At 62.2% G+C, this 23,356-nt stretch carries 25 protein-coding genes and 1 pseudogene; 12 read left to right on the top strand and 14 right to left on the bottom strand.

What is annotated here, in order from left to right; genetic code table 11:
• Nucleotides 1–152: 152 nt before the first annotated feature.
• From CO676_RS09460 to CO676_RS09480, 5 genes and pseudogenes are all read left to right on the top strand, one after another.
• Nucleotides 153–1,018, top strand: a pseudogene (locus tag CO676_RS09460) (sulfite exporter TauE/SafE family protein).
• Nucleotides 1,019–1,158: 140 nt separating this feature from the next.
• Nucleotides 1,159–2,049 (top strand): MBL fold metallo-hydrolase, encoded by an 891-nt coding sequence (locus tag CO676_RS09465; protein ID WP_014764837.1) that lies wholly within the window; start codon nucleotides 1,159–1,161, stop codon nucleotides 2,047–2,049.
• Nucleotides 2,050–2,061: 12 nt separating this feature from the next.
• Nucleotides 2,062–2,409, top strand: a complete 348-nt coding sequence (gene bigR, locus CO676_RS09470) for a sulfite-sensing transcriptional repressor BigR (protein ID WP_014764836.1) — start codon at nucleotides 2,062–2,064, stop codon at nucleotides 2,407–2,409.
• 174 nt (nucleotides 2,410–2,583) lie between these two features.
• Entirely contained in the window at nucleotides 2,584–3,510 is a 927-nt protein-coding gene (locus CO676_RS09475; protein ID WP_014764835.1) for an ABC transporter ATP-binding protein, read from the top strand.
• Nucleotides 3,507–4,268 carry an ABC transporter permease gene (locus tag CO676_RS09480; protein ID WP_014764834.1) on the top strand — a complete coding sequence of 254 codons (762 nt, stop codon included), beginning with the start codon at nucleotides 3,507–3,509 and terminating at the stop codon, nucleotides 4,266–4,268. Before CO676_RS09475 ends, CO676_RS09480 begins: the two co-directional genes overlap by 4 nt.
• Nucleotides 4,269–4,277: 9 nt before the next feature.
• On the opposite strand, the gene CO676_RS09485 is transcribed toward CO676_RS09480, so the two are convergent.
• From CO676_RS09485 to CO676_RS09495, 3 genes are read right to left on the bottom strand one after another with little or no spacing between them, the layout of a single operon-like run.
• Entirely contained in the window at nucleotides 4,278–4,979 is a 702-nt protein-coding gene (locus CO676_RS09485; protein WP_097520567.1) for a TIGR02281 family clan AA aspartic protease, read from the bottom strand.
• Complete coding sequence (locus tag CO676_RS09490) at nucleotides 4,976–5,197, bottom strand: DUF1289 domain-containing protein (RefSeq protein WP_097520569.1); 222 nt, start codon at nucleotides 5,195–5,197, stop codon at nucleotides 4,976–4,978. The genes CO676_RS09485 and CO676_RS09490 overlap by 4 nt, the downstream gene beginning before the upstream one ends.
• A 41-nt stretch (nucleotides 5,198–5,238) precedes the next feature.
• The gene (locus CO676_RS09495) at nucleotides 5,239–6,027 is read right to left on the bottom strand and encodes an adenosylcobinamide-GDP ribazoletransferase (protein WP_097520821.1); all 789 of its coding nucleotides are present in this window, start codon (nucleotides 6,025–6,027) and stop codon (nucleotides 5,239–5,241) included.
• 147 nt (nucleotides 6,028–6,174) lie between these two features.
• Between CO676_RS09495 and cobT the strand changes: the two genes are divergently transcribed.
• Together cobT and CO676_RS09505 are read left to right on the top strand one after the other, a co-directional pair.
• Nucleotides 6,175–7,191: a nicotinate-nucleotide--dimethylbenzimidazole phosphoribosyltransferase gene (gene cobT, locus CO676_RS09500; protein ID WP_097520819.1), complete on the top strand. Its 1,017-nt coding sequence runs from the start codon at nucleotides 6,175–6,177 to the stop codon at nucleotides 7,189–7,191.
• A gap of 239 nt (nucleotides 7,192–7,430) precedes the next feature.
• On the top strand, nucleotides 7,431–7,844 hold the full coding sequence (locus CO676_RS09505) for a diacylglycerol kinase (RefSeq protein WP_097520570.1): 414 nt from the start codon (nucleotides 7,431–7,433) through the stop codon (nucleotides 7,842–7,844).
• 21 nt (nucleotides 7,845–7,865) lie between these two features.
• On the opposite strand, the gene CO676_RS09510 is transcribed toward CO676_RS09505, so the two are convergent.
• Nucleotides 7,866–9,401, bottom strand: coding sequence for a HAMP domain-containing sensor histidine kinase (locus tag CO676_RS09510; protein ID WP_097520572.1), 1,536 nt, complete (start codon nucleotides 9,399–9,401; stop codon nucleotides 7,866–7,868).
• A 168-nt stretch (nucleotides 9,402–9,569) separates the two neighbouring features.
• On the opposite strand from CO676_RS09510, the gene CO676_RS09515 reads away from it, so the two are divergent.
• The 3 genes from CO676_RS09515 to CO676_RS09525 all read left to right on the top strand — a co-directional run bounded on the left by CO676_RS09515 (nucleotide 9,570) and on the right by CO676_RS09525 (nucleotide 11,464).
• Nucleotides 9,570–10,283: a thermonuclease family protein gene (locus CO676_RS09515; RefSeq protein WP_097520574.1), complete on the top strand. Its 714-nt coding sequence runs from the start codon at nucleotides 9,570–9,572 to the stop codon at nucleotides 10,281–10,283.
• A complete protein-coding gene (locus CO676_RS09520; RefSeq protein ID WP_097520576.1) occupies nucleotides 10,276–10,911 on the top strand; it encodes a uracil-DNA glycosylase family protein in 636 nt (211 codons plus the stop codon). Before CO676_RS09515 ends, CO676_RS09520 begins: the two co-directional genes overlap by 8 nt.
• A 64-nt stretch (nucleotides 10,912–10,975) precedes the next feature.
• Entirely contained in the window at nucleotides 10,976–11,464 is a 489-nt protein-coding gene (locus CO676_RS09525; RefSeq protein WP_014764826.1) for an Lrp/AsnC family transcriptional regulator, read from the top strand.
• 70 nt (nucleotides 11,465–11,534) lie between these two features.
• Here CO676_RS09525 and CO676_RS09530 read toward each other — a convergent pair whose 3' ends face one another.
• The 3 genes from CO676_RS09530 to CO676_RS09540 form a co-directional block, all read right to left on the bottom strand.
• Entirely contained in the window at nucleotides 11,535–12,233 is a 699-nt protein-coding gene (locus CO676_RS09530; RefSeq protein WP_097520578.1) for a DNA alkylation repair protein, read from the bottom strand.
• On the bottom strand, nucleotides 12,230–13,099 hold the full coding sequence (locus CO676_RS09535; protein WP_097520580.1) for an NAD(P)-dependent oxidoreductase: 870 nt from the start codon (nucleotides 13,097–13,099) through the stop codon (nucleotides 12,230–12,232). The genes CO676_RS09530 and CO676_RS09535 overlap by 4 nt, the downstream gene beginning before the upstream one ends.
• Before the next feature lie 69 nt (nucleotides 13,100–13,168).
• The gene (locus tag CO676_RS09540) at nucleotides 13,169–13,993 is read right to left on the bottom strand and encodes a class I SAM-dependent methyltransferase (protein WP_097520583.1); all 825 of its coding nucleotides are present in this window, start codon (nucleotides 13,991–13,993) and stop codon (nucleotides 13,169–13,171) included.
• A 224-nt stretch (nucleotides 13,994–14,217) separates the two neighbouring features.
• Here CO676_RS09540 and CO676_RS09545 point away from each other — a divergent pair, with 224 nt between their 5' ends.
• Nucleotides 14,218–14,943 (top strand): DUF2270 domain-containing protein, encoded by a 726-nt coding sequence (locus CO676_RS09545; protein ID WP_097520584.1) that lies wholly within the window; start codon nucleotides 14,218–14,220, stop codon nucleotides 14,941–14,943.
• A gap of 30 nt (nucleotides 14,944–14,973) precedes the next feature.
• Here CO676_RS09545 and CO676_RS09550 read toward each other — a convergent pair whose 3' ends face one another.
• The 4 genes from CO676_RS09550 to CO676_RS09565 all read right to left on the bottom strand — a co-directional run bounded on the left by CO676_RS09550 (nucleotide 14,974) and on the right by CO676_RS09565 (nucleotide 17,979).
• Entirely contained in the window at nucleotides 14,974–15,240 is a 267-nt protein-coding gene (locus CO676_RS09550) for an usg protein (protein ID WP_014764821.1), read from the bottom strand.
• Nucleotides 15,241–15,405: 165 nt separating this feature from the next.
• Nucleotides 15,406–16,236, bottom strand: coding sequence for an ABC transporter permease (locus tag CO676_RS09555; RefSeq protein ID WP_097520586.1), 831 nt, complete (start codon nucleotides 16,234–16,236; stop codon nucleotides 15,406–15,408).
• The gene (locus CO676_RS09560) at nucleotides 16,233–17,036 is read right to left on the bottom strand and encodes an ABC transporter permease (protein WP_097520589.1); all 804 of its coding nucleotides are present in this window, start codon (nucleotides 17,034–17,036) and stop codon (nucleotides 16,233–16,235) included. Before CO676_RS09560 ends, CO676_RS09555 begins: the two co-directional genes overlap by 4 nt.
• Before the next feature lie 160 nt (nucleotides 17,037–17,196).
• The gene (locus tag CO676_RS09565) at nucleotides 17,197–17,979 is read right to left on the bottom strand and encodes an ABC transporter substrate-binding protein (protein ID WP_097520591.1); all 783 of its coding nucleotides are present in this window, start codon (nucleotides 17,977–17,979) and stop codon (nucleotides 17,197–17,199) included.
• Between the two features lie 390 nt (nucleotides 17,980–18,369).
• Between CO676_RS09565 and CO676_RS09570 the strand changes: the two genes are divergently transcribed.
• Nucleotides 18,370–20,664, top strand: a complete 2,295-nt coding sequence (locus tag CO676_RS09570; protein ID WP_097520593.1) for an OmpA family protein — start codon at nucleotides 18,370–18,372, stop codon at nucleotides 20,662–20,664.
• A 184-nt stretch (nucleotides 20,665–20,848) separates the two neighbouring features.
• Here the strand turns inward: CO676_RS09570 and mobB are convergent, their stop codons facing one another.
• The 3 genes from mobB to CO676_RS09585 are packed head-to-tail and all read right to left on the bottom strand — an operon-like array spanning nucleotide 20,849 to nucleotide 22,938.
• Nucleotides 20,849–21,364, bottom strand: coding sequence for a molybdopterin-guanine dinucleotide biosynthesis protein B (gene mobB, locus CO676_RS09575; protein ID WP_014764816.1), 516 nt, complete (start codon nucleotides 21,362–21,364; stop codon nucleotides 20,849–20,851).
• Entirely contained in the window at nucleotides 21,361–22,017 is a 657-nt protein-coding gene (gene mobA, locus CO676_RS09580; RefSeq protein ID WP_097520595.1) for a molybdenum cofactor guanylyltransferase MobA, read from the bottom strand. Before mobA ends, mobB begins: the two co-directional genes overlap by 4 nt.
• A 12-nt stretch (nucleotides 22,018–22,029) precedes the next feature.
• On the bottom strand, nucleotides 22,030–22,938 hold the full coding sequence (locus CO676_RS09585) for a DMT family transporter (protein WP_097520597.1): 909 nt from the start codon (nucleotides 22,936–22,938) through the stop codon (nucleotides 22,030–22,032).
• Nucleotides 22,939–23,356: the final 418 nt, after the last annotated feature.

Raw genomic sequence — 23,356 nt, forward strand, 5'->3', positions numbered from 1 at the left:
ACGCCGGAGCATAGGGGAGGCTCCGGCGTGCAAATCACGAGAGCGGGGCCGCTCCGCGCCGTTTGAAGGTGATTGAAATCCATCACCGTTTCATGACAGTGATGGCACTCATCCACATCCGCTGCCGGCCTTCAGCACGATCGGATTTTTCCATGCCGCCGCTCTCGGAACTGATGATGTTTGCCCTGGCGCTGGCCGCGGCCGGCGTCGTATCCGGCGTGCTTGCGGGCCTCTTCGGCGTCGGCGGCGGTGCCATCCTCGTACCGGTTTTCTTTCAGGTCTTTGGGATTCTTGGTGTCGACGACGCGGTGCGGATGCATCTTTCGGTGGGCACCTCGACGGCGATCATCGTCCCCACCTCGGTGCGCTCCTTCCTGTTGCACTACCGGCGCTGACACGGCCTTGTTGCGCAATTGGATCCTTGCCATTCCGCTCGGCGCCATCCTCGCCACCGTGATCGCGGCCTATGTCAGCAGCGAGACCTTGCGGCTGATCTTCGCTGTCATTGCGTTCGCGGTCGCGTTGCGGATGATCTTCAACCGCGCGACCTGGCGCCTCGGCACGGAGCTTCCGAAGAATCCGGTCAAGTGGCTGGTCGGCGGTGATCGGCATCTTGTCCGGGCTGATGGGTGTCGGCGTCGGCGTGCTCAACAATACATTCATGACGCTTTACAACGGGCCCATCCATCAGGCGATCGCGACATCCTCCGGCGTCGGCGTGCTGATTTCGATCCCCGGACTGTTCGGCTACATCTGGGCGGGCTGGGGCGAGCCGGGTCTACCGCCGCTCTCGACCGGCTTCGTCAACTGGATCGCAGTTGCCTTGATCATTCCGGTCTCGTTGCTGGTGGCGCCGCTCGGCGTTCGTCTTGCCCATGCGATGGACAGAAGGCAGCTCGAGGCGGTATTCGGTATTTTCATGACCTTGATAGCCTTGCGCTTCCTTTACAGCCTCTACGGCTGGCCCGGGATAAGCGGGCCCGCATCATGGCATCGCCGGCAACCCGAAATTGGGTGACCCTCCGTATCGCGCCTGTGCGATAATCCGCTTCTCCGAGCTCTTGAACGCGCGACGCGAGATTGACGTCGTCCTGGGTCACTTGTTCGGCCGAACGATTACATTATATTTAATTGTATTTTGATGAAATGGGGGCAACGATGTGTGCAGCTGCAACTGCAAAGCCGGACGTCAAAGGCTTTTATGAGTGTCGCACGGGAAGCATCCAGTACGTCGTTTCCGATCCGCTGACAAAGCATTGCGCCATCATCGACCCGGTGCTCGATTTCGATGAGAAATCGGGTACGACGGCAACCGAGCAGGCGGACCTGATCCTCGAATATGTGGGCCGGAATGGCCTGACGGTCGAATGGATACTCGACACCCATCCGCATGCGGACCATTTCTCGGCCGCGGCCTATCTCAAGGAACGTACCGGCGCGCCGACCGGCATTGGCTCCGAAGTGGTGCGCGTCCAGAAGCTTTGGAAGGCGATCTATAATTGGCCGGAGCTTGCTGTGGACGGTTCGCAATGGGACCGCCTGTTTGAAGGGGGCGAGCGTTTGCATCTCGGATCGATCGAAGGACGGGTGCTCTATTCGCCAGGCCATACCCTTGCTTCCGTGACCTTTATCTTCGACGACGCGGCCTTTGTCCACGACACGATCTTCATGCCCGACAGCGGGACGGCCCGGGCGGATTTCCCCGGAGGCGACGCACGTCAGCTGTGGCGCTCTATCGCCGAGATTCTTGCGCTGCCGGACGAAACCCGGGTTTTCACCGGTCACGATTACCGACCGGAAGGCCGCGAGCCGCGCTGGGAAAGTACCGTGGGCGAGGAGAAGCGCTGTAATACGCATATTGCTGGCGTCACTGAGGATCAGTTCGTTCAACTGCGGGAGGCACGCGACCGATCTCTGCCGATGCCGAAGCTGATCCTGCACGCATTGCAGGTCAATATTCGCGGCGGTCGCTTGCCGGATCCAGAGGCCAATGGCGCGCGCTATCTGAAATTTCCGCTCAATGCGCTCAAGGGAGCGGCATGGGGCTGAAAGGAGATGGAGATGCGAACGCTGACGAAATTCCGAAACGTCCGCCCGCACATGGGCGAGCGGACGGGCGAAGCCGCGGCGTTGCTCAAGACGCTCGCAAACCAGAACCGGCTGATAATCGCCTGCACGCTTGTCGAAGGCGAGTACTCGGTGGGCCAGTTGGAGGAGACGCTCGGCATCCACCAGCCGACCTTGTCGCAGCAACTGACCGTACTGCGGGAAGCGGGCATCGTCGCAACGCGCCGCGACGCCAAACAAATCTTCTATCGGCTGGCGGATGACAAAGCCGAGCGGCTGATCATGGCGCTTTATGAGATCTTCTGCCACCAGGGAGATGCTGGCGGGGATGGCAGCCCATGATCGCCCTTTTGGAGCGCGGCGGTGGCGTCGGGCCTCTCAGCGTCGCTGCCCCGGATATCATTTGACGGAGCGTCACCTTTAAATTTGCGCGGCATGGGCTGCAAAACAGCGTGACTTGGCCCATATAGGAGCGGCAACCCTGCCGATATTGCCCGCATTCGGATCCGTTTTTTCATGGCTTCTATTGTTTCCGTTTCAAACCTGTCGAAAACCTATGCCTCCGGCTTCGAGGCGCTGAAGGGTGTCAGCCTCGATATCGAGGAGGGAGAGATCCTCGCCCTGCTCGGGCCAAACGGGGCCGGCAAGACCACCCTGATCTCGATCATCTGCGGCATCGTCAATCCGAGCGGCGGAGAGGTTACCGTCAATGGCCATGACGTCGTGCGCGACTTCCGCCAGACGCGGGCGATGATCGGGCTCGTGCCGCAGGAGCTGACGACGGATGCCTTCGAGACGGTATGGAACACCGTTTCCTTTTCGCGCGGCCTGCATGGCAAGAAGCCGGACCCGGCCCACATCGAGAAGGTGCTGAAGGATCTGTCGCTCTGGAACAAGAAGGACAACATGCTGCGCGAGCTTTCGGGCGGTATGAAGCGGCGCGTACTGATCGCCAAGGCGCTGTCGCACGAACCGCGGGTGCTCTTCCTCGACGAGCCGACCGCTGGTGTCGACGTCAGCCTGCGCAAGAGCATGTGGGAGGTCGTCGAGCGGCTGCGCGCTTCGGGCGTGACGATCATTCTGACGACGCACTACATCGAAGAAGCGGAAGAGATCGCCGACCGGATCGCCGTCATCAATGGCGGTGAAATCCTTCTGGTCGAGGACAAGAACGCGCTGATGACGAAGCTTGGTCGCAAGCAGCTGCGCGTCGATCTCGCCCAACCGTTGGAGCGCATCCCGGACTCGTTGTCGTCCTACAATCTGACGCTCGAGGACAATGGCCAGAGTCTGATCTACGAGTACGACACGAGCGCCGATCGGACCGGCATTACCGCGCTGCTCGCGACGCTCGCGGAGACCGGGGTCAGGCTACGGGATCTCTCGACGCGGCAGAGTTCGCTTGAGGATATTTTCGTCGAGATCGTGGAGGCGGGGCGATGAACATCGAAGCGGTCAAGTCCATCTATTTCTTCGAGATGGCGCGCACGCGCCGCACCCTGCTGCAGAGCGTGGTGTCGCCGGTCATCTCCACCTCGCTCTATTTCATCGTCTTCGGTGCGGCGATCGGCGAACGCATCCAGCAGATCGACGGCGTCTCCTACGGTGCCTTCATCACGCCCGGGCTGATGATGCTGACGCTGCTGACGCAATGCATCGGAAACGGCTCCTTCGGCATCTATTTCCCGAAATTCACCGGCACGATCTACGAAGTGCTGTCATCGCCGATCTCGATGCTGGAAATCGTTCTCGGCTATGTCGGCGCGGCGGCGACCAAGGGCTTGATGATCGGCACGATCATTCTGATCACCGCGTCACTGTTCGTCGATCTCAGCATCGCCCACCCCTTCGCGATGATCTTCTTCTTCGTGCTGACGGCGGTGACCTTCAGCCTTTTCGGCTTCATCATCGGCATCTGGGCGAAAGACTTCGAGCAATTGAACCTGATCCCGATGCTGGTCGTCCCGCCGCTCGTCTTCCTTGGAGGAAGCTTCTACTCGGTCGATATGCTGCCGCCATTCTGGCGGACGCTGAGCCACTTCAATCCGGTACTCTATCTGATCAGTGGTTTCCGCTGGAGCTTCTTCGAGATTTCAGACGTCAATCCGCTCGCGAGCGCCGTGATCATCGTCGCTTTCCTCGCGATTTGCATGGCCGTGCTGGCCTGGATCTTCCGCACCGGCTACAGGCTGCGCAATTGACGGCTGGATCTAGTCCCGCAGCCGCAACTCGTCGGTGCGCATCTGCAGAGAGTCCAGGGTCGAGAGGAAGCTCATGCCGAGCAGGCTGCGATCGAGGTTGCCTTTGGCGGCGACCATTGCGCGGATGTTTCGCCGCTCGATCGGGCCGATGGCAATTTGCTCCAGTGTAACCGGAGCGGCCAGCGTCCGGCCGTTTGCAGTCATCACCGTCACCGAATAGCCGAGACTTTCCGGGTCGAGGCCGATCCTCTCGGCGTCCTCGTAGGTGAGGGCGATGCTGCTGGCTCCTGTGTCGACGAGCATGCTGACCGCCTCGCCATTGATCGTCGCGTCGGCCTGGAAGTGGCCGTCGAGGCGCTTGCGCAGCACGATTTCCTGCTGCCCCTCGCCGTCGGTGACGACCATCGTCCGGCCGGGCATGAGTTCGGAGAGCACCCGGTCGCCGAAGGTCTGAAGCTCGACGCGATAGGCATAGCCGGAAACGAGACCAACGGCGATCAGCAGCCATAGGGCGATCTGGCGCACACTCTCCCCGAAATGGCGTCGGCTGTGAAGGATGCCGGCAGCAAACAGCGTCGCAATGGCTGCGAGCGAAACGAGCCGCCCGAAGTCGTCATTGTTCATGCCGAAAGTCTGGCCGCTGTCGTGATTAAAGATCAGGAGTGCGAGGCCAACGGCGAGGATTGCCAGCAGAAGGATCAGACGGTTCATGAGCCGCTTCGTTCCCGCGCCAACCGGGCCCTGCGTGTTTCGCGTCGCGGCTTGCGCTCGACTGTCTCCAGCCGCGCCGGCAGCGCCTGCATGATGCTGTGCCGTTCTGCATCGGAGTAGAGCGTCCAGGAGCCGATTTCATCTCGCGTACGCCCGCAGCCGAAACAGTAGCCTGTCCGGTCATCGATCGCGCAAACGAGAATGCAGGGAGATTCCATCGGGCGTGCTCTGCTCTGGTTGGTCGAATTATATCGGTCTTTCATATCGCCAGCGCAAGAGCGCCGAGAACGGCGACTTCCGTCAGCTGCTGCGTGGCGCCGATCGTGTCGCCGGTATGGCCGCCGAGCTTGCGGGAGACGATCCTGCCGAATCCCCGCACGGTGAGGGCGAATGCGGTGAAAGCGAGCAGAGCCGCGATCAGAGGAACCCCGGCCGCATAAAACAGCAGAAGCGAGAGGAGCGCTCCGGATCCAAGCGCTTGTGACGTCGCGCGCGGCTCCGGAACGCCGGCCGCGGCGGCGACGCCATCGCGGCGCGCTGGCGGCAGGCGCGACCAGTGCCAGACCATGGCGGTACGGCTGAGGGCGGCAGTTGCGAGAAGCGCGGATGCGGCGCCCATAGGTGAGAGAAGCGGCAGGAAGGAAGCGAGCGCCGAGACGCGCAGGCCGAAGGAAAGGATGAGGGCTACGGCTGCATAGGTGCCGATGCGGCTGTCCTTCATGATCGCCAGTGCGGATTCGCGATCGCGGCCGCCGCCGAGGCCGTCGGCCGTATCGCCGAGGCCGTCCTCATGCAGCGCGCCGGTAACGAGTGCCTGCAAGGCAACGATCAGGAAAGCGGTGAACAGCGTGCTTGCTTGAAGCACGTCCAGGAGCGCCCCCAGCAACGCCGCGGGGAGGGCGATCAGAATGCCTGCGAGCGGGAAGGCACGCACGGCGCGGCTCAGTCGACCGTCATGGCCGACGAAGTGCCGCTGAGGCATGGGGATGCGGCTCAGGAACGCCGCCGATCGCGCCAGATCATCACAGAGATCGCCAACAATGCGCATAGTCTCTCCCAGGTCGGAACCACCCGAATCGCGGCCCTTTGCCGGATCATGCTCCGGCGACAGCATTTGGCGCAAATGCCGTTGCCGGGAGCGATGGCAGCCTCTATGAGGGTGCCGAACGCCCTTTCGGATATGCAAGGATTTCTTATGAGTGCCAGCGGCCTGCCGTTTGATGATTTCCGCGCGTTGTTGCGTAACCTGCCGGGCCCCGATGCGGCGGCGCTCGTCGCGGCCCGCGAGCGGGACGCGCAACTGACGAAGCCGCCGGGCGCGCTCGGCCGTCTCGAGGAAATCGCCTTCTGGCTCGCTGCCTGGACGGGCCGCCCGCCTGCGGTCAACCGGCCGCTCGTCGCGATCTTTGCCGGCAACCACGGCGTTACCAGGCAGGGCGTCACACCCTTTCCCTCGTCGGTTACGGCACAGATGGTGGAGAATTTTGCCGCCGGCGGTGCGGCCATCAATCAGATCTGCGTCACCCATGACCTTGGACTCAAGGTCTTCGACCTCGCGCTCGATTATCCGACCGGCGACATCACCGAGGAAGCGGCTCTGTCCGAACGCGACTGCGCCGCGACGATGGCCTTCGGCATGGAGGCGATCGCCGGTGGCACGGACCTGCTCTGCATCGGCGAGATGGGCATCGGCAACACGACGATCGCAGCGGCGATCAACCTTGGCCTCTATGGCGGGACGGCCGAGGACTGGGTCGGGCCGGGCACCGGCTCCGAGGGCGAGGTGCTGAGGCGCAAGTTCGCGGCGGTCGAAAGGGCCGTGGCGTTGCATCGCGATCACCTGTCCGATCCCCTCGAACTGATGCGCCGGCTCGGCGGGCGCGAGATTGCGGCGATGGCTGGCGCCATTCTCGCGGCGCGCATGCAGAAAGTGCCGGTGATCATCGACGGCTACGTGGCAACGGCAGCGGCGGCGATCCTCAAGGCCGCCAACCCGGCAGCACTCGACCATTGCCTGATCGGCCATGTCTCGGGAGAGCCCGGGCACATGCGCGCCATCGACAAGCTCGGCAAGACGCCGCTCCTGGCGCTCGGCATGCGGCTCGGCGAGGGCACGGGCGCAGCCCTTGCCGCGGGTATCGTCAAGGCGGCAGCCGCCTGCCATGGCGGGATGGCGACCTTTGCCCAGGCCGGCGTCAGCAACAAGGATTGACGCACCGGCTTCGTCCATTCCTGTCGGTCGACTGTCGGCCATGTTATGCTTGGCGACTGCAGGTCTTGATGCGGAGCGTCTTCTCGCATATCGGGAGGAGCGGGCGCGTTCCGGTTTCAGGCGAAATAGCGTTGCGCCGGATTGAGATGATGTCTGGCGCGTACTTCAACTGAAGCCGGCCTCGCATTCGCCGCAATCGGAATGTCGAAGCTTCGCAGTTTCAAGCTCGTCGAGACGAAATGGACGCCAAGAACACCACCTCCCGCAACGGTCGCACCGCCTCTGTCACAAAGCATACCGGCATCCGCCATCTCTTTGCGGCCGCGAGCTATTCGCTCGGCGGCGCGAAGCGGCTGATCGGCGAGGCGGCCTTTCGCCACGAACTGATTGCCTTCGCCGTCGCAATGGTTGCCTTCGTCGCCGTCGGCGCCAGCTTCGTCCAGTATGTCGTGATGGCCATCCTGTTCCTGCTGATGATGGCATTCGAAGCGATCAATACGGCGATCGAAGAGATCGTCGACCGCGTCTCACCGGAAATCTCGGATATGGGTAGGCACGCCAAGGACCTCGGGTCCTTCGCCTGTCTCTGCCTCATCCTGGCGAACGCCACCTATGCCTTTTACGTGGTGTTCCTGGCGCACTACCTTGGCTGACGACGGAGCGTAAACGCTCGATCAGGCGAAGCTCTTGCGGCGGCGCGCGGGCGAGGGGACGTCCTCGACCGGCGGCAGGCTCTGCAGGACGCGGCGGGGCGGCAGGATGGCGATCGCCTCGGTGCCTTCGCGGAGCTTGGAGCGCAGGATGAACTGGCCATTGTGCTTGGCGAGGATCGCCTGGACAATCGGCAGGCCGAGACCAGTTCCCTGTTCGGCGCTCTTGATGGCGATCGACCCTTGGCCAAAGGCCGAAAGCACGATCGGGATCTCCTCCTCGGGAATGCCCGGGCCATTGTCCTTGATGGAAATGTATTGCCCGCCGCCGGCGGTCCAGCCGACCTTGACGGTGATCTCGCCGCCGGAAGGCGTGAATTTGACGGCATTCGAGAGAAGATTCAAAGCGACCTGACGCATCGCTTTCTCGTCGATCCAAACGGAAGGCATGCCCTGTTCGAACTGCGGCTCGATCGTAATGTTCTTGCCGCGGGCGCGAAGCTGCACCATACCGATGCAATCCTCGGCGATCTCGACGAGACTGACCGCCTCTTCGTTGAGCTCGTACCGACCGGCTTCGATGCGGGACAGGTCTAAGATCTCGTTGATGAGGTTCAGGAGATGCTCGCCGGAACGGTGAATATCGACCGTGTACTCCTTGTAGGTCGGATTATTGAGCGGTCCCAACACCTCCGTCGACATCACCTCCGAGAAGCCGAGAATGGCATTGAGCGGCGTGCGCAGCTCGTGCGACATCGATGCAAGGAAGCGGGACTTGGCGAGATTCGCCTCTTCGGCACGGCGGCGGGCCTCGTCCGACATGGATTTTGCCACTTCAAGTTCGGCGATGAGGTCATCCTTCTCCGATTGCATGGAGAGGATGTGCACGTTCGCCTTGTTCATGCGCTCGGTCATGAAGGCGAGAAAAACAAGCGAGAGCGACAGGATTCCGGTCAGTCCGACATGGATGGGATCGCCACCCGCCAGCGAAGAGAAACCGAGCGCGGCGACGACCGGCAGAAAGGTATAGACCAAGGCGTTGCGCAGCAGAAACGTGCCCATCGCAGTGGCGGCAAGCGCGATGAAGAGCCCGGCGCCTTCGAAGAGTGCGAACTGGGCCCTGCCGCAGGCACTGCAGTCCTGCAGGGCGAAAATTGCCCAGCAAAGCCCCATGAGCAGTTGGCCGGCGAGAAAGCGGCGTCGCCAGATGGCGACTTTCTCCGCACCGATATTCTGGCGCTTTGCCCTGCGCGCCAGGTAAACCGTGACCGCATGAGCCGAGAGCGTCATCAGGCCCCAAAAGAGGATGCTCGGCTCCGCGGAAAGGTAGACGCCGATCGCCGAGATCAGACCGACGAGCAGGGGGACGGCGATAGCGCCATGCAGTACGGCATCAACGTGGAGGAGGAGCATTTCGCGGTCGAAGCCGGAAGGGGCGGACGAACCGGTCTGCAGCCGCTGGCGAGTCGCGCGCACCGCCTTCGAAACAGCCTTGTTCCGATGGTGTCGCGACTTGTCGACGATGATCTTATCAGTCGATGTGCTGACGGCGATGCTCATGCTCGTGGGTCGGGAATTGCGTCTGGCTTGCAGTCTAGGATGCAATCCTTAAGAAGTTGCTGCCCATAGGAAGGATTCGAAAACCATTGTGGCGCGATTGCGTTTTTCGTGCCCGCTGCGTGACAATGGGCGAAGCCTTATGCTGACGCCAAACAGAGAGGTCGCCGCTTGAAGCCAGGGCAGCGCAAGTTCCGTATTGCCGGTGGCGGAAAGCCGGTGCCGCCCCGCCGGCGCTTCGTATTCGGGCGGCCGGGCAGTTTGCAGCGCAGCAACCGCTCGCAGGGACGCGGCGGCCTGATCGGCGGCTGGGTGTTCCTGCTTCTGTTGAGCCTTGGCGCATATGTGGCCTCCAGGCTGCCACCGCCGGAAAAGCCCGTCACCGGAGAACTGCGCGGCGTGGCGGTCGCGAGTGACGGAGACAGTTTGCGTCTCGACGGCCGCCGGGTGAGGATCGAGGGTATCGACGCTCCGGAGAATGGCCAGAGGTGCCAACGCGATGGGACGAGGTGGGACTGCGGTGCTGAGGCGCGGCGGCGGCTGGAGGACCTCATCGACGGAACGACGACCCGCTGTCGCCTCCATGGCCGCGACCGCTTCGGCCGTGATGTCGGCCTGTGCGACGCCAGTGGGCGCGACGTCGGCCGCGAGCTGGTTCTCTCCGGCCATGCCATCAGCTACGGGCTCTACCACGACGAGGAGGAACAGGCGCGCAATCGTCGAGCCGGCCTTTGGGCGGGGGACTTCGTCCGGCCGCAGGAATGGCGCCGCTCGCTGGGCGAGGCCGAAGAGGCGCCGCACCGGGCCGGCGACTGGCTCGAACTCATCCTGCAGTGGCTCGAAGACGAGGCGTGGAGGATGGCGAAGGAGATCGGCGGTGTCTAGCGCCGGGGACCGGCTGCCGGAACTGCGTGCCGCGATCGCGGCCTGCCGCCTCTGCCGTGACGATCCGGCGCGCGGCGAGGGCTCTCGCCTGCCACATGAGCCGCGGCCCGTGGCAGTCCTTTCCGCTACCGCGCGCATCCTGATTGCCGGCCAGGCGCCGGGCTTGCGGGTGCATGAAAGCGGGCTTCCCTTCAACGACGCCTCCGGTGACCGGCTGCGGCAATGGCTGGCGGTCGATCGAAACACTTTTTACGATCCATGCAACTTTGCCATTGTGCCCATGGGATTCTGCTTTCCCGGCTACGACAGGCACGGCAGCGACCTGCCGCCGCGCGCCGAATGCGCGCCGTTGTGGCGCCAGCGGGTGATGGATGCCATGCCGCAGATCGAACTCGTGCTGGCGGTCGGCCACTATGCGCAGCGCTGGCATCTCGGAGCGGATTGTCCGAAATCCATGACCGACACCGTGCGCGCCTGGCGCCGATACCTGCAGCACAATTCCGGCACGGCCGTCTTGCCCATGCCCCATCCAAGCTGGCGCAACACCGGCTGGTTGCGGAAAAATCCGTGGTTCGAAGCAGAGCTGCTTCCCTTCCTGCGCGAGCGCGTCGAAGCCCTGATCCGCTGAAACAATTTTCTTTATTTTCATAAATTCCGCGCTATAGAGGGAAAAATATTCGAGAGGATTTTCCATGGACCGTCTGGACCGCAAGATCCTGCGTCTTCTGCAGGAGGACTCGACTTTGGCCGTTGCCGACCTCGCCAAGAAGGTCGGGCTTTCGACGACGCCATGCTGGCGGCGCATTCAGAAGATGGAAGAAGAGGGCGTCATCCGCCGCCGCGTCGCGCTGCTCGATCCGGTCAAAGTCAACACCAAGGTGACGGTGTTCGTTTCGGTTCGCACCAGTTCCCATTCGATGGAGTGGTTGCGCCGCTTCTCCGAAGTGGTGGCCGATTTTCCGGAAGTGGTGGAATTCTACCGCATGAGCGGCGACGTGGATTATTTGCTGCGCGTCGTCGTGCCGGATATTGCCGCCTACGATGCCTTCTACAAGCGGCTGATCGCCAAAATCGAAATTCGCGACGTCTCCTCGGCCTTCGCCATGGAGCAGATCAAATATACGACGCAATTGCCGCTCGACTACATGGCCATCGATCAGGCGAAGAGCAGCGAGGAATAGCTTGTCGCAGTTGATGCGGCAGTGTAACTTCCGCTTCTATCATCGCTAATTTGCTGGCTAGTTTCTGTTTTCAATCCGCAAGACCCAGCCTGCCGCGGACCTTCGCATCCAACAGTTCTCGAGCAGCGTCCTTGCCCGTCCATCGGGCCGCGCGATTGCCGCTCGACGCGAGTTTTTCCGCGAGCGTCAGGGCCGGCCCGTGGCAGGCGGCGCTGCGCTTGCCGATCTGCCTCAGCGCCCAGTTGACGGCCTTTTTCACGAAATTGCGTTCGTCGTCGGCATGTGCCTCAATCAAGGGCAGCCATGCGAGCAGCGCCGAATCCGGCGCCTGCTTCAGATGCACCGCGCAGGTCGCAATCATCGCGAAGGCAAGGCGACGGACGAATTCCCGGCCATCGCCGGCGAATTCCGGGATAAGCACTTGCTCGAACCGCGCTGCTACGAAGAGGTCGGCCACAGTGTCGACCACTTCCCAGGAATTGCAGTCGCCGGCCCAAAGCCGTGCCTCCTCGAGTGTCAACGCCTTGGGGGCGGCAGTATAGGCCGCAAGGATGCGCGCCTCGCGGATGCCTGATCGCCAGAGCGCGAGGGCGCGGCGGTGATCGGTCTTGGCTTGCCGCGCGACGCGGCGAAGCTCGACATTCGATACGCCTAAGGCCGCTTCGGTCGCGATGCCGAAGCGGCCCAAGCGATCAATGTTCTCTAAAGAGCCGAGGCCACGCAGATGACCGAGGATCTCTTCGGCCGAGGACATCGGCGAGAGCGTCACTTTTCAAGGCGGGCGAGGAGGGACGAGGTGTCCCAGCGATTGCCGCCGAGGGCCTGGACATCGGCATAGAACTGGTCGACCAGGGCGGTGACGGGAAGCTTGGCGCCGTTGCGCCGGGCCTCGGCGAGCACGATATCGAGGTCCTTGCGCATCCAGTCGACGGCAAATCCGAAATCATACTTGCCGGCAATCATCGTCTTGTGGCGGTTTTCCATCTGCCAGGAACCGGCTGCGCCCTTGGAGATGACTTCGATCACCTTGTCGATGTCGAGCCCCGCCTTCTTGCCGAAATGAATGCCCTCGGCGAGGCCTTGAACGAGGCCGGCAATGCAGATCTGGTTGATCATCTTGGTGAGTTGGCCGGCGCCGGCGGGGCCCATCAGTCCCACCATTCGTGCATAGGCCTCGATGACGGGTTTGGCCCGATCGAAGGCTTCGGCTTCGCCGCCGCACATTACCGTCAGCACGCCGTTTTCGGCACCTGCCTGGCCGCCGGAAACCGGTGCGTCGATGGAATGGGCGCCCCTGGCGTGGGCTGCGGCATAGAGCTCGCGGGCGACCTCGGCGGACGCCGTCGTGTTGTCGATGAAGATTGCGCCGGAGCCGATCGTTTCGAAGGCGCCGTCCGTGCCGATGGTCACCGATCGAAGGTCGTCGTCATTACCGACGCAGGTAAAAACGAAGTCCTGGCCCTTTGCCGCTTCGGCGGGCGTCGCCGCCGCGCGTCCGCCAAATTCGGCCGCCCACCGTTCGGCCTTGGCGGCCGTGCGGTTGTAGACGGTCACGTCATGTCCGCCGCGGGTCCTGAGGTGGCCGGCCATCGGATATCCCATGACGCCGAGACCAATGAATGCGACTTTGGCCATTGCGAATGCTCCTGTTTCCAATTGGCCAAAGATTTAGCGGAATTGGGCGGAAGGAGGAAGGCCGAGCGCTCAGAGAAAGCGGGCTATCACCAGTTGGCCGGGAATGGGCTCACCTTCTTCCAAGCGTACCGTGATGTCGGTCACCTCGACGATCTCGAATCCGGTCGCGGTGAGCCGGTCGCGCAGATAGGCTTCCGAGTGGGCGAAACGCTGGTGCGGGCCGACCATGAAGGGGTGCCCCGCGAATGCTTCATCGGGAAGAGTTTCGCTGGAGAAGATCAGCAGGCCACCCGGCAAGAGATTGTCGACGGCACCGAAGAAGAGGGCTTCCAGCGCGCCCATATAGGGCAGCACATCCGTTGCGACGATCAGGTCGAACGGCGCCTCTTCGTTGTCGTCGAGGAAATCGACCGCCTCGGCGACGTAGAGCGTCTCGTAGAGGTCTTTCTCATGGGCAATCTCGACCATGTTCTCGGAAAGGTCGATGCCGGTGATGTCTTCCGCAAGGTCGCGCAACGCGCCGCCGGTCAGTCCCGTGCCGCAGCCGAGATCGAGCACCCGCTTGAAGGGGCCGAGTTCCAGGGCCTGAACGCGTTGGCGGACCAGGAGCGGCACGCAATAGTGGAGCTGATCGACAAGCACATTGTCGAAGACGTCCGCATGCTGGTCGAAAAGCGTTGCGACATAGGCATCCGGTGCCTTGAGCGGCGTCTCGCCCCGACCCATGGACGCAAGCCGGACCGAAGCTCCCCCGTGGTCATCCGGATCAAGATCCAGCACTTCGCGGTAAGCTGCCGCGGCGGCATCGAAATTGCCGGACTTTTCCAGGGAAAGGGCGCGGTTATAGGCTTCCGCTAGCGCTTCCTCGTCGATCTTTGTGTTCTTTTGTGTCATGGGCGCTTCTTACGACTGCGGGAGACCTTTGGCAATTGCCCGTCAGCGGTCGTCCTTTGCTTGACATCTCCTTTCCTCCGTTTGTGGCCGCTGGCCTACTCCCTGCCTATTGGGGCGCATTTCGCATTTCCTTAAGAAATCGGCGGCGCGCCATCTGGCGGGATTTATCCGGAGAGCGATTGGAGTCATGATCATGAAAAGGGTGAAAAGTCGGGAGGATGCCGATGTCTGCTGAACTGAGCCCGCGGACATTGGAAACGGAGCTGCCGGATCGGCAGGGGCCGCCTCTGCCGCAGTCGTCGCAGGAGACGATCAATACCATCGTGCACTATTACCGCGGCGAACTGGGGCGGATGGCCGGCTGGCGCGATCGCATCGACCGCACGTCCAACTGGGCAATTACGGTGGTTGCGGCGATGCTTTCCGTGTCGCTGTCAACGCCGACGTCGCATCACGGCGTGCTGCTCTTTGCGATCCTGTTGATCACCTTGCTGCTGTTGATCGAAGCGAGGCGCTACCGTTTCTTCGATGTCTATCGCGCGCGCGTGCGGCAACTTGAACGCGGTTATTTCGCACAAATCCTTGCCCCGGAAGGCACGCAGAGCTTCAAATGGTCGGCGTCAATTGCCCAGAGCCTGCGAAGGCCGGCCTTCCTGATGACTTACAGGGATGCGGTTTGCCGGCGGCTGCAGCGCAATTACTGCTGGATGTATCTGATCCTGCTGCTTGCTTGGACGCTGAAGATATCCTCGCCGAAGATGGCCTCCACCGGCGAACCTTTCGGCCATGTCCGATCCTGGGCGGATGTGACCGAGAATGCAGCGCTGGGCCTCTTGCCGGGCTGGAGCGTCATGATCGCCGTTGCGCTCTTCTACGGCGTCGTTCTCTACGGCTCGCTTCACAAGGAAGCTCACGAGGGCGAACTTGCTCACGGCGAAGTGCATGTCTGACCGCGGCGGCTCAGTGAAGTGGCGACACTTTCAGTGAAGAATGAGTTCGCCCTTGAGCGCTCGCCATTCCGTCGCCGATATCAGCTTGCGATGCACATAGCGGACCGAATGCAGCGGGCCGTCCAGCTTCTCCTGCCAGAACTTGAGAAAGCTGCGCATTTCGGGAAAGTCCGGGGCGACATCGTAGTGCTGCCAGATGTAGGTTTGCAACAGGGCCGGATGGTCGGGCATTCGGTAGAGTATCTGGGCCGTCGTCAGGCCGTACCCTCTGAGCTGCAGTTCCATGTCGTTTGCCATCAAGGACCTCGCTTCTAACAAAGGTTGGTCCCTATGATGAAGCGCTTGATTTGTTAATCAAGACCTAATATTGGCGTAGCGGTGGAAATTAGATCGGGAAAACAATGGCTTGGCAGCGAATGGAAACGAGTGCTGCCAAGCCATCCTGCTACGCGGCGTTGCGCCTCAGCGCTTGAGATGGCGCGTCAGCCGGGCTTCGAGCCAGCCCCAGATATTGCGCAGCAACTCCACCATCAGCAGATAGAGCACTGCTGCCCAGACATACATCTGGTAGTCGAAAGTGCGGGAAAAGGCGCGCCTCGTCTCGCCCATCAGGTCGAAAACGGTGACGATCGCGACGATTGCCGAACCCTTGATCATCAGGATGATCTCGTTGCCATAGGGGCGCAGCGCCACGATCATCGCTTGCGGCAGGATGACCTTGAAGAAGGCGACGCGCTCCGGCAGGCCGAGGGCAGCCGCACCTTCATGCTGGCCGCGCGGCACGCTTTCGATCGCTCCGCGCAGGATCTCGGCCTGATAGGCGGCGGTATTCAGCGTGAAGGTGAAGAGCGCGCAGTTCCAGGCGTCGCGGAAGAACCACCAAAGGCCGATGGAGTCCAGTTGCGGGCGGAAGCTGCCAAGGCCGTAATAGACGAGGAAGAGTTGCGTGATCAGCGGCGTGCCGCGGAAGAAATAGACATAGCCATAGGCAGCCCAGGACCAGAACTTGTGCTTCGACATTCGCCCGAGGGCGACCGGCAGCGACAGAACCGCGCCCATGAGGATCGACGAGGTGACGAGCATCAGCGTCACCCCGAGACCGGATAGAAAGCTTGGTCCGTAGCGCGAGAACTTTTCCGGGTCCCAACCTTCGACGACGGTGAAGAAGATGCCGACGCCGAGGGCGAACCAGATACCGAGCGCCACGCTGCCGAAAAAGCGCGACAGCGTGTAGGGCCTGGGCGGCACCGGAGGCGGGGCCTGTGGCGGGATCATGGTGTCGGCAATGCTCATCGGCGCATCTCCGCCCGCTTGGTCCAGCGTTCGAGCGTCGAGAATGCGATAGAGGAGACCATCGCCAGGATGAGGAACAGGATGCAGGCGATGCCGAAGAACTGGAAAGCTTCCTTGGTGACGCGCGCGGCGATGCCGGTCTGGCGAAGAATGTCGGGTAGGCCCACGACCGAAACGAGCGCCGTGTCCTTGAGCAATGCCATCCACAGATTGCCGAGACCCGGAAGCGCGATGCGCACGAGTTGCGGCAGGATTATCAGCCGCATCGTCTTGCCGCGGTGAAAACCGAGGGCATCGCCCGCTTCGTACTGGCCATGCGGAATGGCCTTGAAGGCAGAAAGCAGCACCTCAGAGCAATAGGCGGAGAAAACGACGCCAAGCGCGATCATGCCGGCGGCAAAGGCATTGATTTCGATGGGGCCTTCGTAGCCAAGGGTCGCCAGGAACTGCTGGACGAGAATCTGAAGGCCGTAATAGACGATGAACAGCGTCAGGAGTTCCGGAAGACCGCGGAAGATCGTGGTGTAGATGTTGGCCGCGAGCCGCAACGATCCTTCGTTCGCTTGCTTGGCAAGCGCGACGAAGAATCCGATCACCAGCCCGAGGGGCAGGGTGGCTAGGGCGAGGCTCGCGGTCACCAGGAACCCATAGGCGATCTCGTCGCCCCAGCCGGTATCGCCGCACGCCAGGAGCGTGCCAGCACCGAACCAACGAAAAACCCCGGCCGGCCCGCAGAATGGATCGATAATCGACGCAATCCAGGCAAGGCCGGAGAACAGGGCGGCAAACAGTCCGCTCATGCCTTCAGATCCCCTTATCCGTTCTTATTGGCGCGATGGCGCATATTTCGTTTTGTTGTCAAACAAAAACGGTGGAAGGGCAAGCCCATCCACCGTTGCATTTTCTTCGCAACCGCGACTGTCCGGCCTGAGCGCTGAAACGTCGTGGAAGACGCAGCGATCAGCTGCCGTAGACGTCGAACGGGAAGTACTTTTCGTTGATTTCCTTGTACTTGCCGTTTGCGCGGATGGCGTCGATCGCCTTGTTGAACTTCTCGCGCAGCGCGTCGTCGCCCTTGCGGACGGCAATGCCGGCACCCTCGCCATTGATGACCGGGTCAATCGGAAGCGTGCCGAGCAGCTTGCAGCAAGCGCCGTTTTCGCTCTTCAGCCATTCAGAGATGACGACGACATCGTCGATGGCGGCATCGATGCGGCCGTTGATGAGGTCGAGCTTATATTCATCCGCGGTCGGATAGAGCTTGAGTTCCGCACCCTTCATATGCGCTTCGGCGTAGTTGGAGTGCGTGGTCGAGCCTTGTGCGCCGAGCGCCTTGCCTTCGAGCGCAGCCTCGGTCGCCTCGGTGATCGGCGAATCCTTCGGTACGACGATGGCCGGCGGCGTGTTGTAGTACTTCTTGGTGAAGTCTACCTGTTGCTTGCGTTCCTCGGTGATCGACATGGAGGCGATGATGGCGTCGAACTTCTTGGCGATCAGTGCCGGGATGATGCCCTCCCAGTCCTGTGTCACGAAGGTGCACTCGGCCTTAATTTCTTCGCAAAGCGCCTTGGCGATGTCGATATCGAAGCCCGACAGTGAGCCGTCAGCCTCGAGGTTGTTGAAGGGCGGATAAGCGCCTTCGGTGCCGATCACGACCTTTTCGCCCTCCGCCAAGGCAGCGCCTGCCATGAGCACGAAAACGGCAGCCGATGCGGCGGCTGCCAGCCGTCTGGAAATACGCATGATTATCCTCTCTGTTGGCCGGCACCCGGTCTGTTCTTGTGCGCGGATGCCAAATAGCGCCGGCGGCTTTGCCCGCCGGTTGCGGCGATATTCGTACGCTTTTCCTGTAAAAATCAACAGGAAAGCGGCGTCACCCACCGCGAAACGCGAAATGTTCTCTTGCTGTTGTCTCATGGTTGAAGGGGGCGGATGAACGTTCCGTTCAGGAATGGTTAATGTCGGCTCCGATAGGCCTTTGGGCGGAACCGATCCGTGGCTGCGGAGTTCGACTACGGATTTCCGGCCGACACAAAAATGTCGGAACCGCGGGTCATGGCCCTGTGCCGATGCGATGCGGCTTGAACTGTGGCGTGGCGCGCGAGGCGCCGAGCTACAAGAGGAAGGAAGACAATGTCCATTCGATCCAAACTTTTCGCAACGGTGGCCTTGCCCGTATTCGCGGCTTCTCTTGCGGTCCAACCGGCGCTTGCCGATAGCCTGATGGCGCCGTTCGAAGTCGCGCAGGAAGGCACCGAACAGCCGTCTCCGGAGGATTTGCTGCTGCTGAAGAAACGCAAGCAGCGTGCCGCTGAGGAGGAGTCCCAGGGACAGGCGGAACAACAGCAGCCGCAGGCCGAAGAGCAGGAAACTCCAAGGCGCAAGAAGCGTCAACAGCAGGCAGAAGAGCAGCAGCCGGCCGCCGAGGAGAGCGCTCCGCAGCAGGCTGAAGAGCAGCAAGCTCCACGACGCAAGAAGCGCCAGCAACAGGCCGAAGAGCAGCAACCGGCCGCCGAGGAGAGCGCTCCGCAGCAGGCCGAAGAGCAGCAGGCTCCACGACGCAAGAAGCGCCAGCAACAGGCAGAAGAGCAGCAGCCGGCCGCCGAGGAGAGCGCTCCGCAGCAGGCTGAAGAGCAGCAGACTCCACGGCGCAAGAAGCGCCAGCAACAGGCTGAAGAGCAGCAGCCGGCCGCCGAGGAGAGCACTCCGCAGCAGGCTGAAGAGCAGGCTCCCACCCGAAAGAAGCGCCAGCAACAGGCCGAAGAGCAGCAGCCGGCTGCCGAGGAGGGCGCTCCGCAGCAGGCTGAAGAGCAGGAAACTCCAAGACGCAAGAAGCGCCAGCAACAGGCTGAAGAGCAGCAACCGGCCGCCGAGGAGGGCACTCCGCAGCAGGCCGAGGAACAGGCTCCCACGCGCAAGAAACGCCAGCAACAGGCCGAAGAGCAGCGTCAAACCGACGAGCAAAAAGCCGCCGAGCAGCCGGCTGTCGTGCCTGAAGGCAAAACGACCGCCGAGCAGCCAGCGACTGAGGCTCCGGCCCAACAGACGGGCGAAGGCGAACAGCAGCCGGTTCCTGGTGCGGAACAACCCGCAACGGCAGAGCAGTTGCAAGGAGAGCAGCCCGAGGGCCAGCCCGCTCCCGAAGTGGTCGATGAGCGCACGAAGGAAGAAAAGCAGAAGGTCGCCGAGGACCCGGCTGCCTCCGACGACACTGTCGTGCTTCCCGTCGACAAGGGGGCGGCCGTGCTCGACAGCGATAAGGATGCCGACAACTCAGGCGGCAACCAGGCGCGCGAAGCCCGGCGCAAGCAGCGCGAGGAACTGCGGGCCAAGGAGGAAAGCGTAGCGCCTCCCACCGACGATGCGTCCGCGCAGGCGCGGGCGGCGATCCCGGTCGAGTCCAAGGAGGAACTGTCGCAACGGATCGAGGCCGTGATGAAGGAGGAAGGCGAGCGGATCGAGGAAGCTCCAGCCTTTGCCGTGCCGGAGACGACCAACATCGTCAATAATACCGTCATCAACAACACCGTTGTCAACAATACCACGGTCAACAACACGACCGAAAATAACGTGACGGAAGTGCAGGTCGTCGAGGAGATCGACGACCGTGTGATCCTCGGCGTTGGCGACCGCATCTTCGTCAGGGGCGACGACCGGCCGCGTCTGCGGCGGAATTCGGAAGAGTCGTATTACGATAATCTTTCGGGTGGCCGCGTCCGAGAAACGATCGTTCGCCCCGGCGGCTACCAGATCGTTACCGTCTACAATCGCTACGGCGATATCCTGACGCGCACGCGCGTCGATCGGGACGGCAATGAATATGTGATGATGTATACGCCGGAATATGAAGAGGATCGGCCGGCGATCGTCGACGTCGGCTACGATCTGCCGCCGATGCGCCTTGCCATACCGGTTGACGAGTATATCGTCGATGTGGCCGAAGATCCGGACCGGGATTATTACGAGTTCCTGTCCGAACCCCCGGTGGAATCGGTCGAGCGCGTCTACACGATCGACGAGGTTCGCCACTCCGCGCGCCTGCGCGACAAGGTCCGTCGTATCGATCTCGACACCATCGAATTCGCCACGGGCAGTGCGGAAGTATCGATGTCGCAGGCAAAGACACTTCGCAGCGTCGCGGACGCAATGAGCAAGGTCCTCGAGAAGGATCCGGGTGAAACCTTCTTCATCGAGGGCCACACGGATGCCGTCGGCGACGACCGGTCGAATCTCGTGCTCTCCGATGAGCGCGCGGAGTCCGTCGCGGTGCTCTTGACCGAGGTCTATGGCGTTCCGGCGGAAAACCTGGTGACCCAGGGCTATGGCGAGCGCTTCCTGAAGATCCGCACGCCGGAGGCCGAGCAGGAGAACCGCCGTGTCACGATCCGCCGCGTCACTCCGTTGGTGCGTCCGGTCGCGCAGCGATAATATCTAAACTCGAGGCGGCGGCTTCTGCTGCCGCCGTTGCTCTCAATCGGGGCTGGGTAACCAGCCCCGATTTTTATTGTGGCGCCACGGATGCGGCTGAGTGGCTGCAAAGGGCGGCGAAACAGCTACCCGCGGCGCGGCAGCGTTTGGACCGTTCGAGCAAGCAGTGAGCGAAGTCCGATGCTCAGCGCCGCAAGCCGACCGTCTTCTCGACGAAATCGGCAATCGTTCCCGTGTCGTCCAGATCGAAGACGGAAAGATCGGTGCCGGTAACAGGATGGTCGGCAGCGATCGCGACGATATGCGGATCGCTGGGCGCGAGCGGTTCGCGATTGGCCGATTCGAGCCGGCGGGCCTCGATCTTGGGAATCGGTTCGCGCTTGTAGCCCTCGATCAGCACGAGATCGCAGGGTGCGAGCCGCGCCAGGATATTTTCGAAGCTCGGCTCTGGTGCGCCGCGCAATTCATGCATGATCGCAAAGCGCGTCGAGGAGACGATCGTCACCTCATGAGCACCGGCCTCGCGGTGGCGGTAGCTGTCGGCACCGACCTTGTCGATGTCGAAGTCGTGATGGGCATGCTTGACGGTCGACACCACATAGCCGCGTCGGGTCATTTCGCTGACGAGTCGGACCATTAGACCGGTCTTGCCTGAGTTCTTCCAGCCGGCGATACCGAATATCTTGGGTGCGGTTATCATGCGGAATCCTCAAGGCGGTTTAGCCATTCTTCAGCTTCTTCAAGCTGCTGCGGGGTGTTGATGTTGAGGAACGGGTCGAGCAGCCCCGCCTTCGTCGTCACCGTCGGAAAGTCTACCGCGACCGATGGATGGCGTGCAATGAAGGCGCGTACACGGCGTTTCTCATCCGTGCGGATCCAGACGTCGAGATCGTCGGCGATCGAAAGCGGCCAAAGGGCGAAGAGCGGATGCATCTCGCCGAGGGACCAAGCGACGGCAATCTCGTCGCCGACGATCAGCGCGCCCTGTAGCCGGGCTGTGAGCGTGGCCGGAAAAAACGGCGTGTCGATCGGCACCGTCAGAACGTGGCTCGCCTCCGGCGCGACCTTCCTGGCGTGCTGCAGGGCGGCCAGAACGCCGGCGAGGGGGCCGGGCAAGCCGGACATCGTGTCCGCAATGACCGGGTGCCCGCTCGGCAGAGCAATGCCCGGGTCGGAGTTGAGGTTGACGGCGATGCTCGCGGCTTGTGGCGACAGACGCTCGACGACCCGGGCAAGCATGGTTTGTCCGCCGAGCACGACGGCGGCCTTTGGTCTACCCATACGCGACGAGCGCCCGCCGGCGAGGATGACTGCGGGCGGAAGGAGGTTCGAATCGGCAGCGTGCTCGGCCATTCTTGCGCTCCTCTATTCGAGGGGGCCGGCGAGAGATCGCTGCGCGACGGGCTGCCGGCCGCGCAGGCTCTCGCGATAGAAGGTGTAAAGGCCTGAGCCGACGATAATGGCAACGCCGGTCAGCATCCAGCGGTCCGGTGCCTCCGAGAAGAAAATGATGCCGATGGTGATCGCCCAGAGAAGGCCTGTGTAACGGAAGGGCGCGACCACCGAAATGTCGCCGTCGCGCATGGCAAGCACGATGGTCTGGTAGCCGAGCATGAGGAGCACGCTGGCGCCGGCGAGATGGGTGAAGGACGTCACTGACACCGGTTGCCAGCCGCCGAACGGGACGATGAGCGCGCCTCCCACCAGCGTCGTTACCAATGCGGTCGTGACGGTAATGAACAGCGATGGCACGTCACTGCCGATGCGGCGGGTGCAGAGGTCGCGTGTTGCCGTGAAGAAGACGCAGGCGACGACGGTCAGCGCGGCCGGCGTGAAGCCTTCCGGCCCTGGCCGAAGCACGATCAGGACACCGAGGAAGCCGATCACGATCGCCGTCCAGCGCCGCCAGCCGACAGGCTCGCCCAGAAAGAGCGCTGCGCCGAGCGTGACGGCCAGCGGCAAGGCCTGCATGATTGCCGAGGCATTGGCGAGCGGTATTTGGCCGAGTGCGGAAATGTAGGTCAGCGAGGCGAGCGCCTCCATGGCGATGCGCAGCATGATGACCGGCCTGAAGACGGTGCGAACAGGGCGCAGGGCACCGAAGCGGTATGCGATCACAAGGATCATCAGCGTCGTCATCAGGCCGCGGATGAACATGATCTGCCCGGTATTCATGGCGCCGGTGACGGATTTGACGAGCGCGTCGTTGCAGGAGAAACCGGCCATGGCAAGCGTCATGAAGACGATGCCGCGGATATTGGCTGAGGAATGCATTCCTGATGACCTTCGGCTGGGGCGCGTTTCCGGGTGGGAATGGGCGAATCCATCGGCTGCCGCCCACTGATAAAGCTTTGGCCTCCAACGCGCGTAAACTCAAGCACGTGTTTGCATCGGAAGCGCTGCGATGCGGGCAATGCTACATTGTGGCTACCCGCCTCCCGCAAGAATGATGTCCATTCGCGGATTCTTAAGTTTCGCTGCCTATCGTGCCGATGATTCCGCAGTCCAATCGCATGACGCGATCGGCGGGCGACGGCTCGGAAATACTCTGCCGTCGATCCTGAATTGCCAGCCGAAGCCAGGGAGGTGCTTCCGCCGGCAGTCGTTAATGCTTGTGCTGTCGCCTCGATGCGCCAGTCCGGAGCTTTGCAACGGCGTAACGTCCGAAGGCGAGCCACCGTCAAGCATACCA

It is taken from the genome of Sinorhizobium sp. BJ1, assembly GCF_002531555.1.
Classification (GTDB): Bacteria; Pseudomonadota; Alphaproteobacteria; order Rhizobiales; family Rhizobiaceae; genus Sinorhizobium; species Sinorhizobium fredii_B.

Bases quoted from the DNA above. Each gene is read 5' to 3' on its own strand.
- CO676_RS09475 (WP_014764835.1), top strand. From the start codon at position 2,584: ATGGCTTCTATTGTTTCCGTTTCAAACCTGTCGAAAACCTATGCCTCC.
- cobT (WP_097520819.1), top strand. From the start codon at position 6,175: ATGAGTGCCAGCGGCCTGCCGTTTGATGATTTCCGCGCGTTGTTGCGT.
- CO676_RS09570 (WP_097520593.1), top strand. From the start codon at position 18,370: ATGTCCATTCGATCCAAACTTTTCGCAACGGTGGCCTTGCCCGTATTC.
- CO676_RS09490 (WP_097520569.1), bottom strand. From the start codon at position 5,197: ATGGAATCTCCCTGCATTCTCGTTTGCGCGATCGATGACCGGACAGGC.
- CO676_RS09525 (WP_014764826.1), top strand. From the start codon at position 10,976: ATGGACCGTCTGGACCGCAAGATCCTGCGTCTTCTGCAGGAGGACTCG.
- bigR (WP_014764836.1), top strand. From the start codon at position 2,062: ATGCGAACGCTGACGAAATTCCGAAACGTCCGCCCGCACATGGGCGAG.
- CO676_RS09505 (WP_097520570.1), top strand. From the start codon at position 7,431: ATGGACGCCAAGAACACCACCTCCCGCAACGGTCGCACCGCCTCTGTC.
- CO676_RS09540 (WP_097520583.1), bottom strand. From the start codon at position 13,993: ATGACACAAAAGAACACAAAGATCGACGAGGAAGCGCTAGCGGAAGCC.
- CO676_RS09465 (WP_014764837.1), top strand. From the start codon at position 1,159: ATGTGTGCAGCTGCAACTGCAAAGCCGGACGTCAAAGGCTTTTATGAG.
- mobB (WP_014764816.1), bottom strand. From the start codon at position 21,364: ATGATAACCGCACCCAAGATATTCGGTATCGCCGGCTGGAAGAACTCA.
- CO676_RS09510 (WP_097520572.1), bottom strand. From the start codon at position 9,401: ATGAGCATCGCCGTCAGCACATCGACTGATAAGATCATCGTCGACAAG.
- CO676_RS09535 (WP_097520580.1), bottom strand. From the start codon at position 13,099: ATGGCCAAAGTCGCATTCATTGGTCTCGGCGTCATGGGATATCCGATG.
- CO676_RS09480 (WP_014764834.1), top strand. From the start codon at position 3,507: ATGAACATCGAAGCGGTCAAGTCCATCTATTTCTTCGAGATGGCGCGC.
- CO676_RS09545 (WP_097520584.1), top strand. From the start codon at position 14,218: ATGTCTGCTGAACTGAGCCCGCGGACATTGGAAACGGAGCTGCCGGAT.
- mobA (WP_097520595.1), bottom strand. From the start codon at position 22,017: ATGGCCGAGCACGCTGCCGATTCGAACCTCCTTCCGCCCGCAGTCATC.
- CO676_RS09555 (WP_097520586.1), bottom strand. From the start codon at position 16,236: ATGAGCATTGCCGACACCATGATCCCGCCACAGGCCCCGCCTCCGGTG.
- CO676_RS09560 (WP_097520589.1), bottom strand. From the start codon at position 17,036: ATGAGCGGACTGTTTGCCGCCCTGTTCTCCGGCCTTGCCTGGATTGCG.
- CO676_RS09585 (WP_097520597.1), bottom strand. From the start codon at position 22,938: ATGCATTCCTCAGCCAATATCCGCGGCATCGTCTTCATGACGCTTGCC.
- CO676_RS09550 (WP_014764821.1), bottom strand. From the start codon at position 15,240: ATGGCAAACGACATGGAACTGCAGCTCAGAGGGTACGGCCTGACGACG.
- CO676_RS09485 (WP_097520567.1), bottom strand. From the start codon at position 4,979: ATGAACCGTCTGATCCTTCTGCTGGCAATCCTCGCCGTTGGCCTCGCA.
- CO676_RS09495 (WP_097520821.1), bottom strand. From the start codon at position 6,027: ATGCGCATTGTTGGCGATCTCTGTGATGATCTGGCGCGATCGGCGGCG.
- CO676_RS09565 (WP_097520591.1), bottom strand. From the start codon at position 17,979: ATGCGTATTTCCAGACGGCTGGCAGCCGCCGCATCGGCTGCCGTTTTC.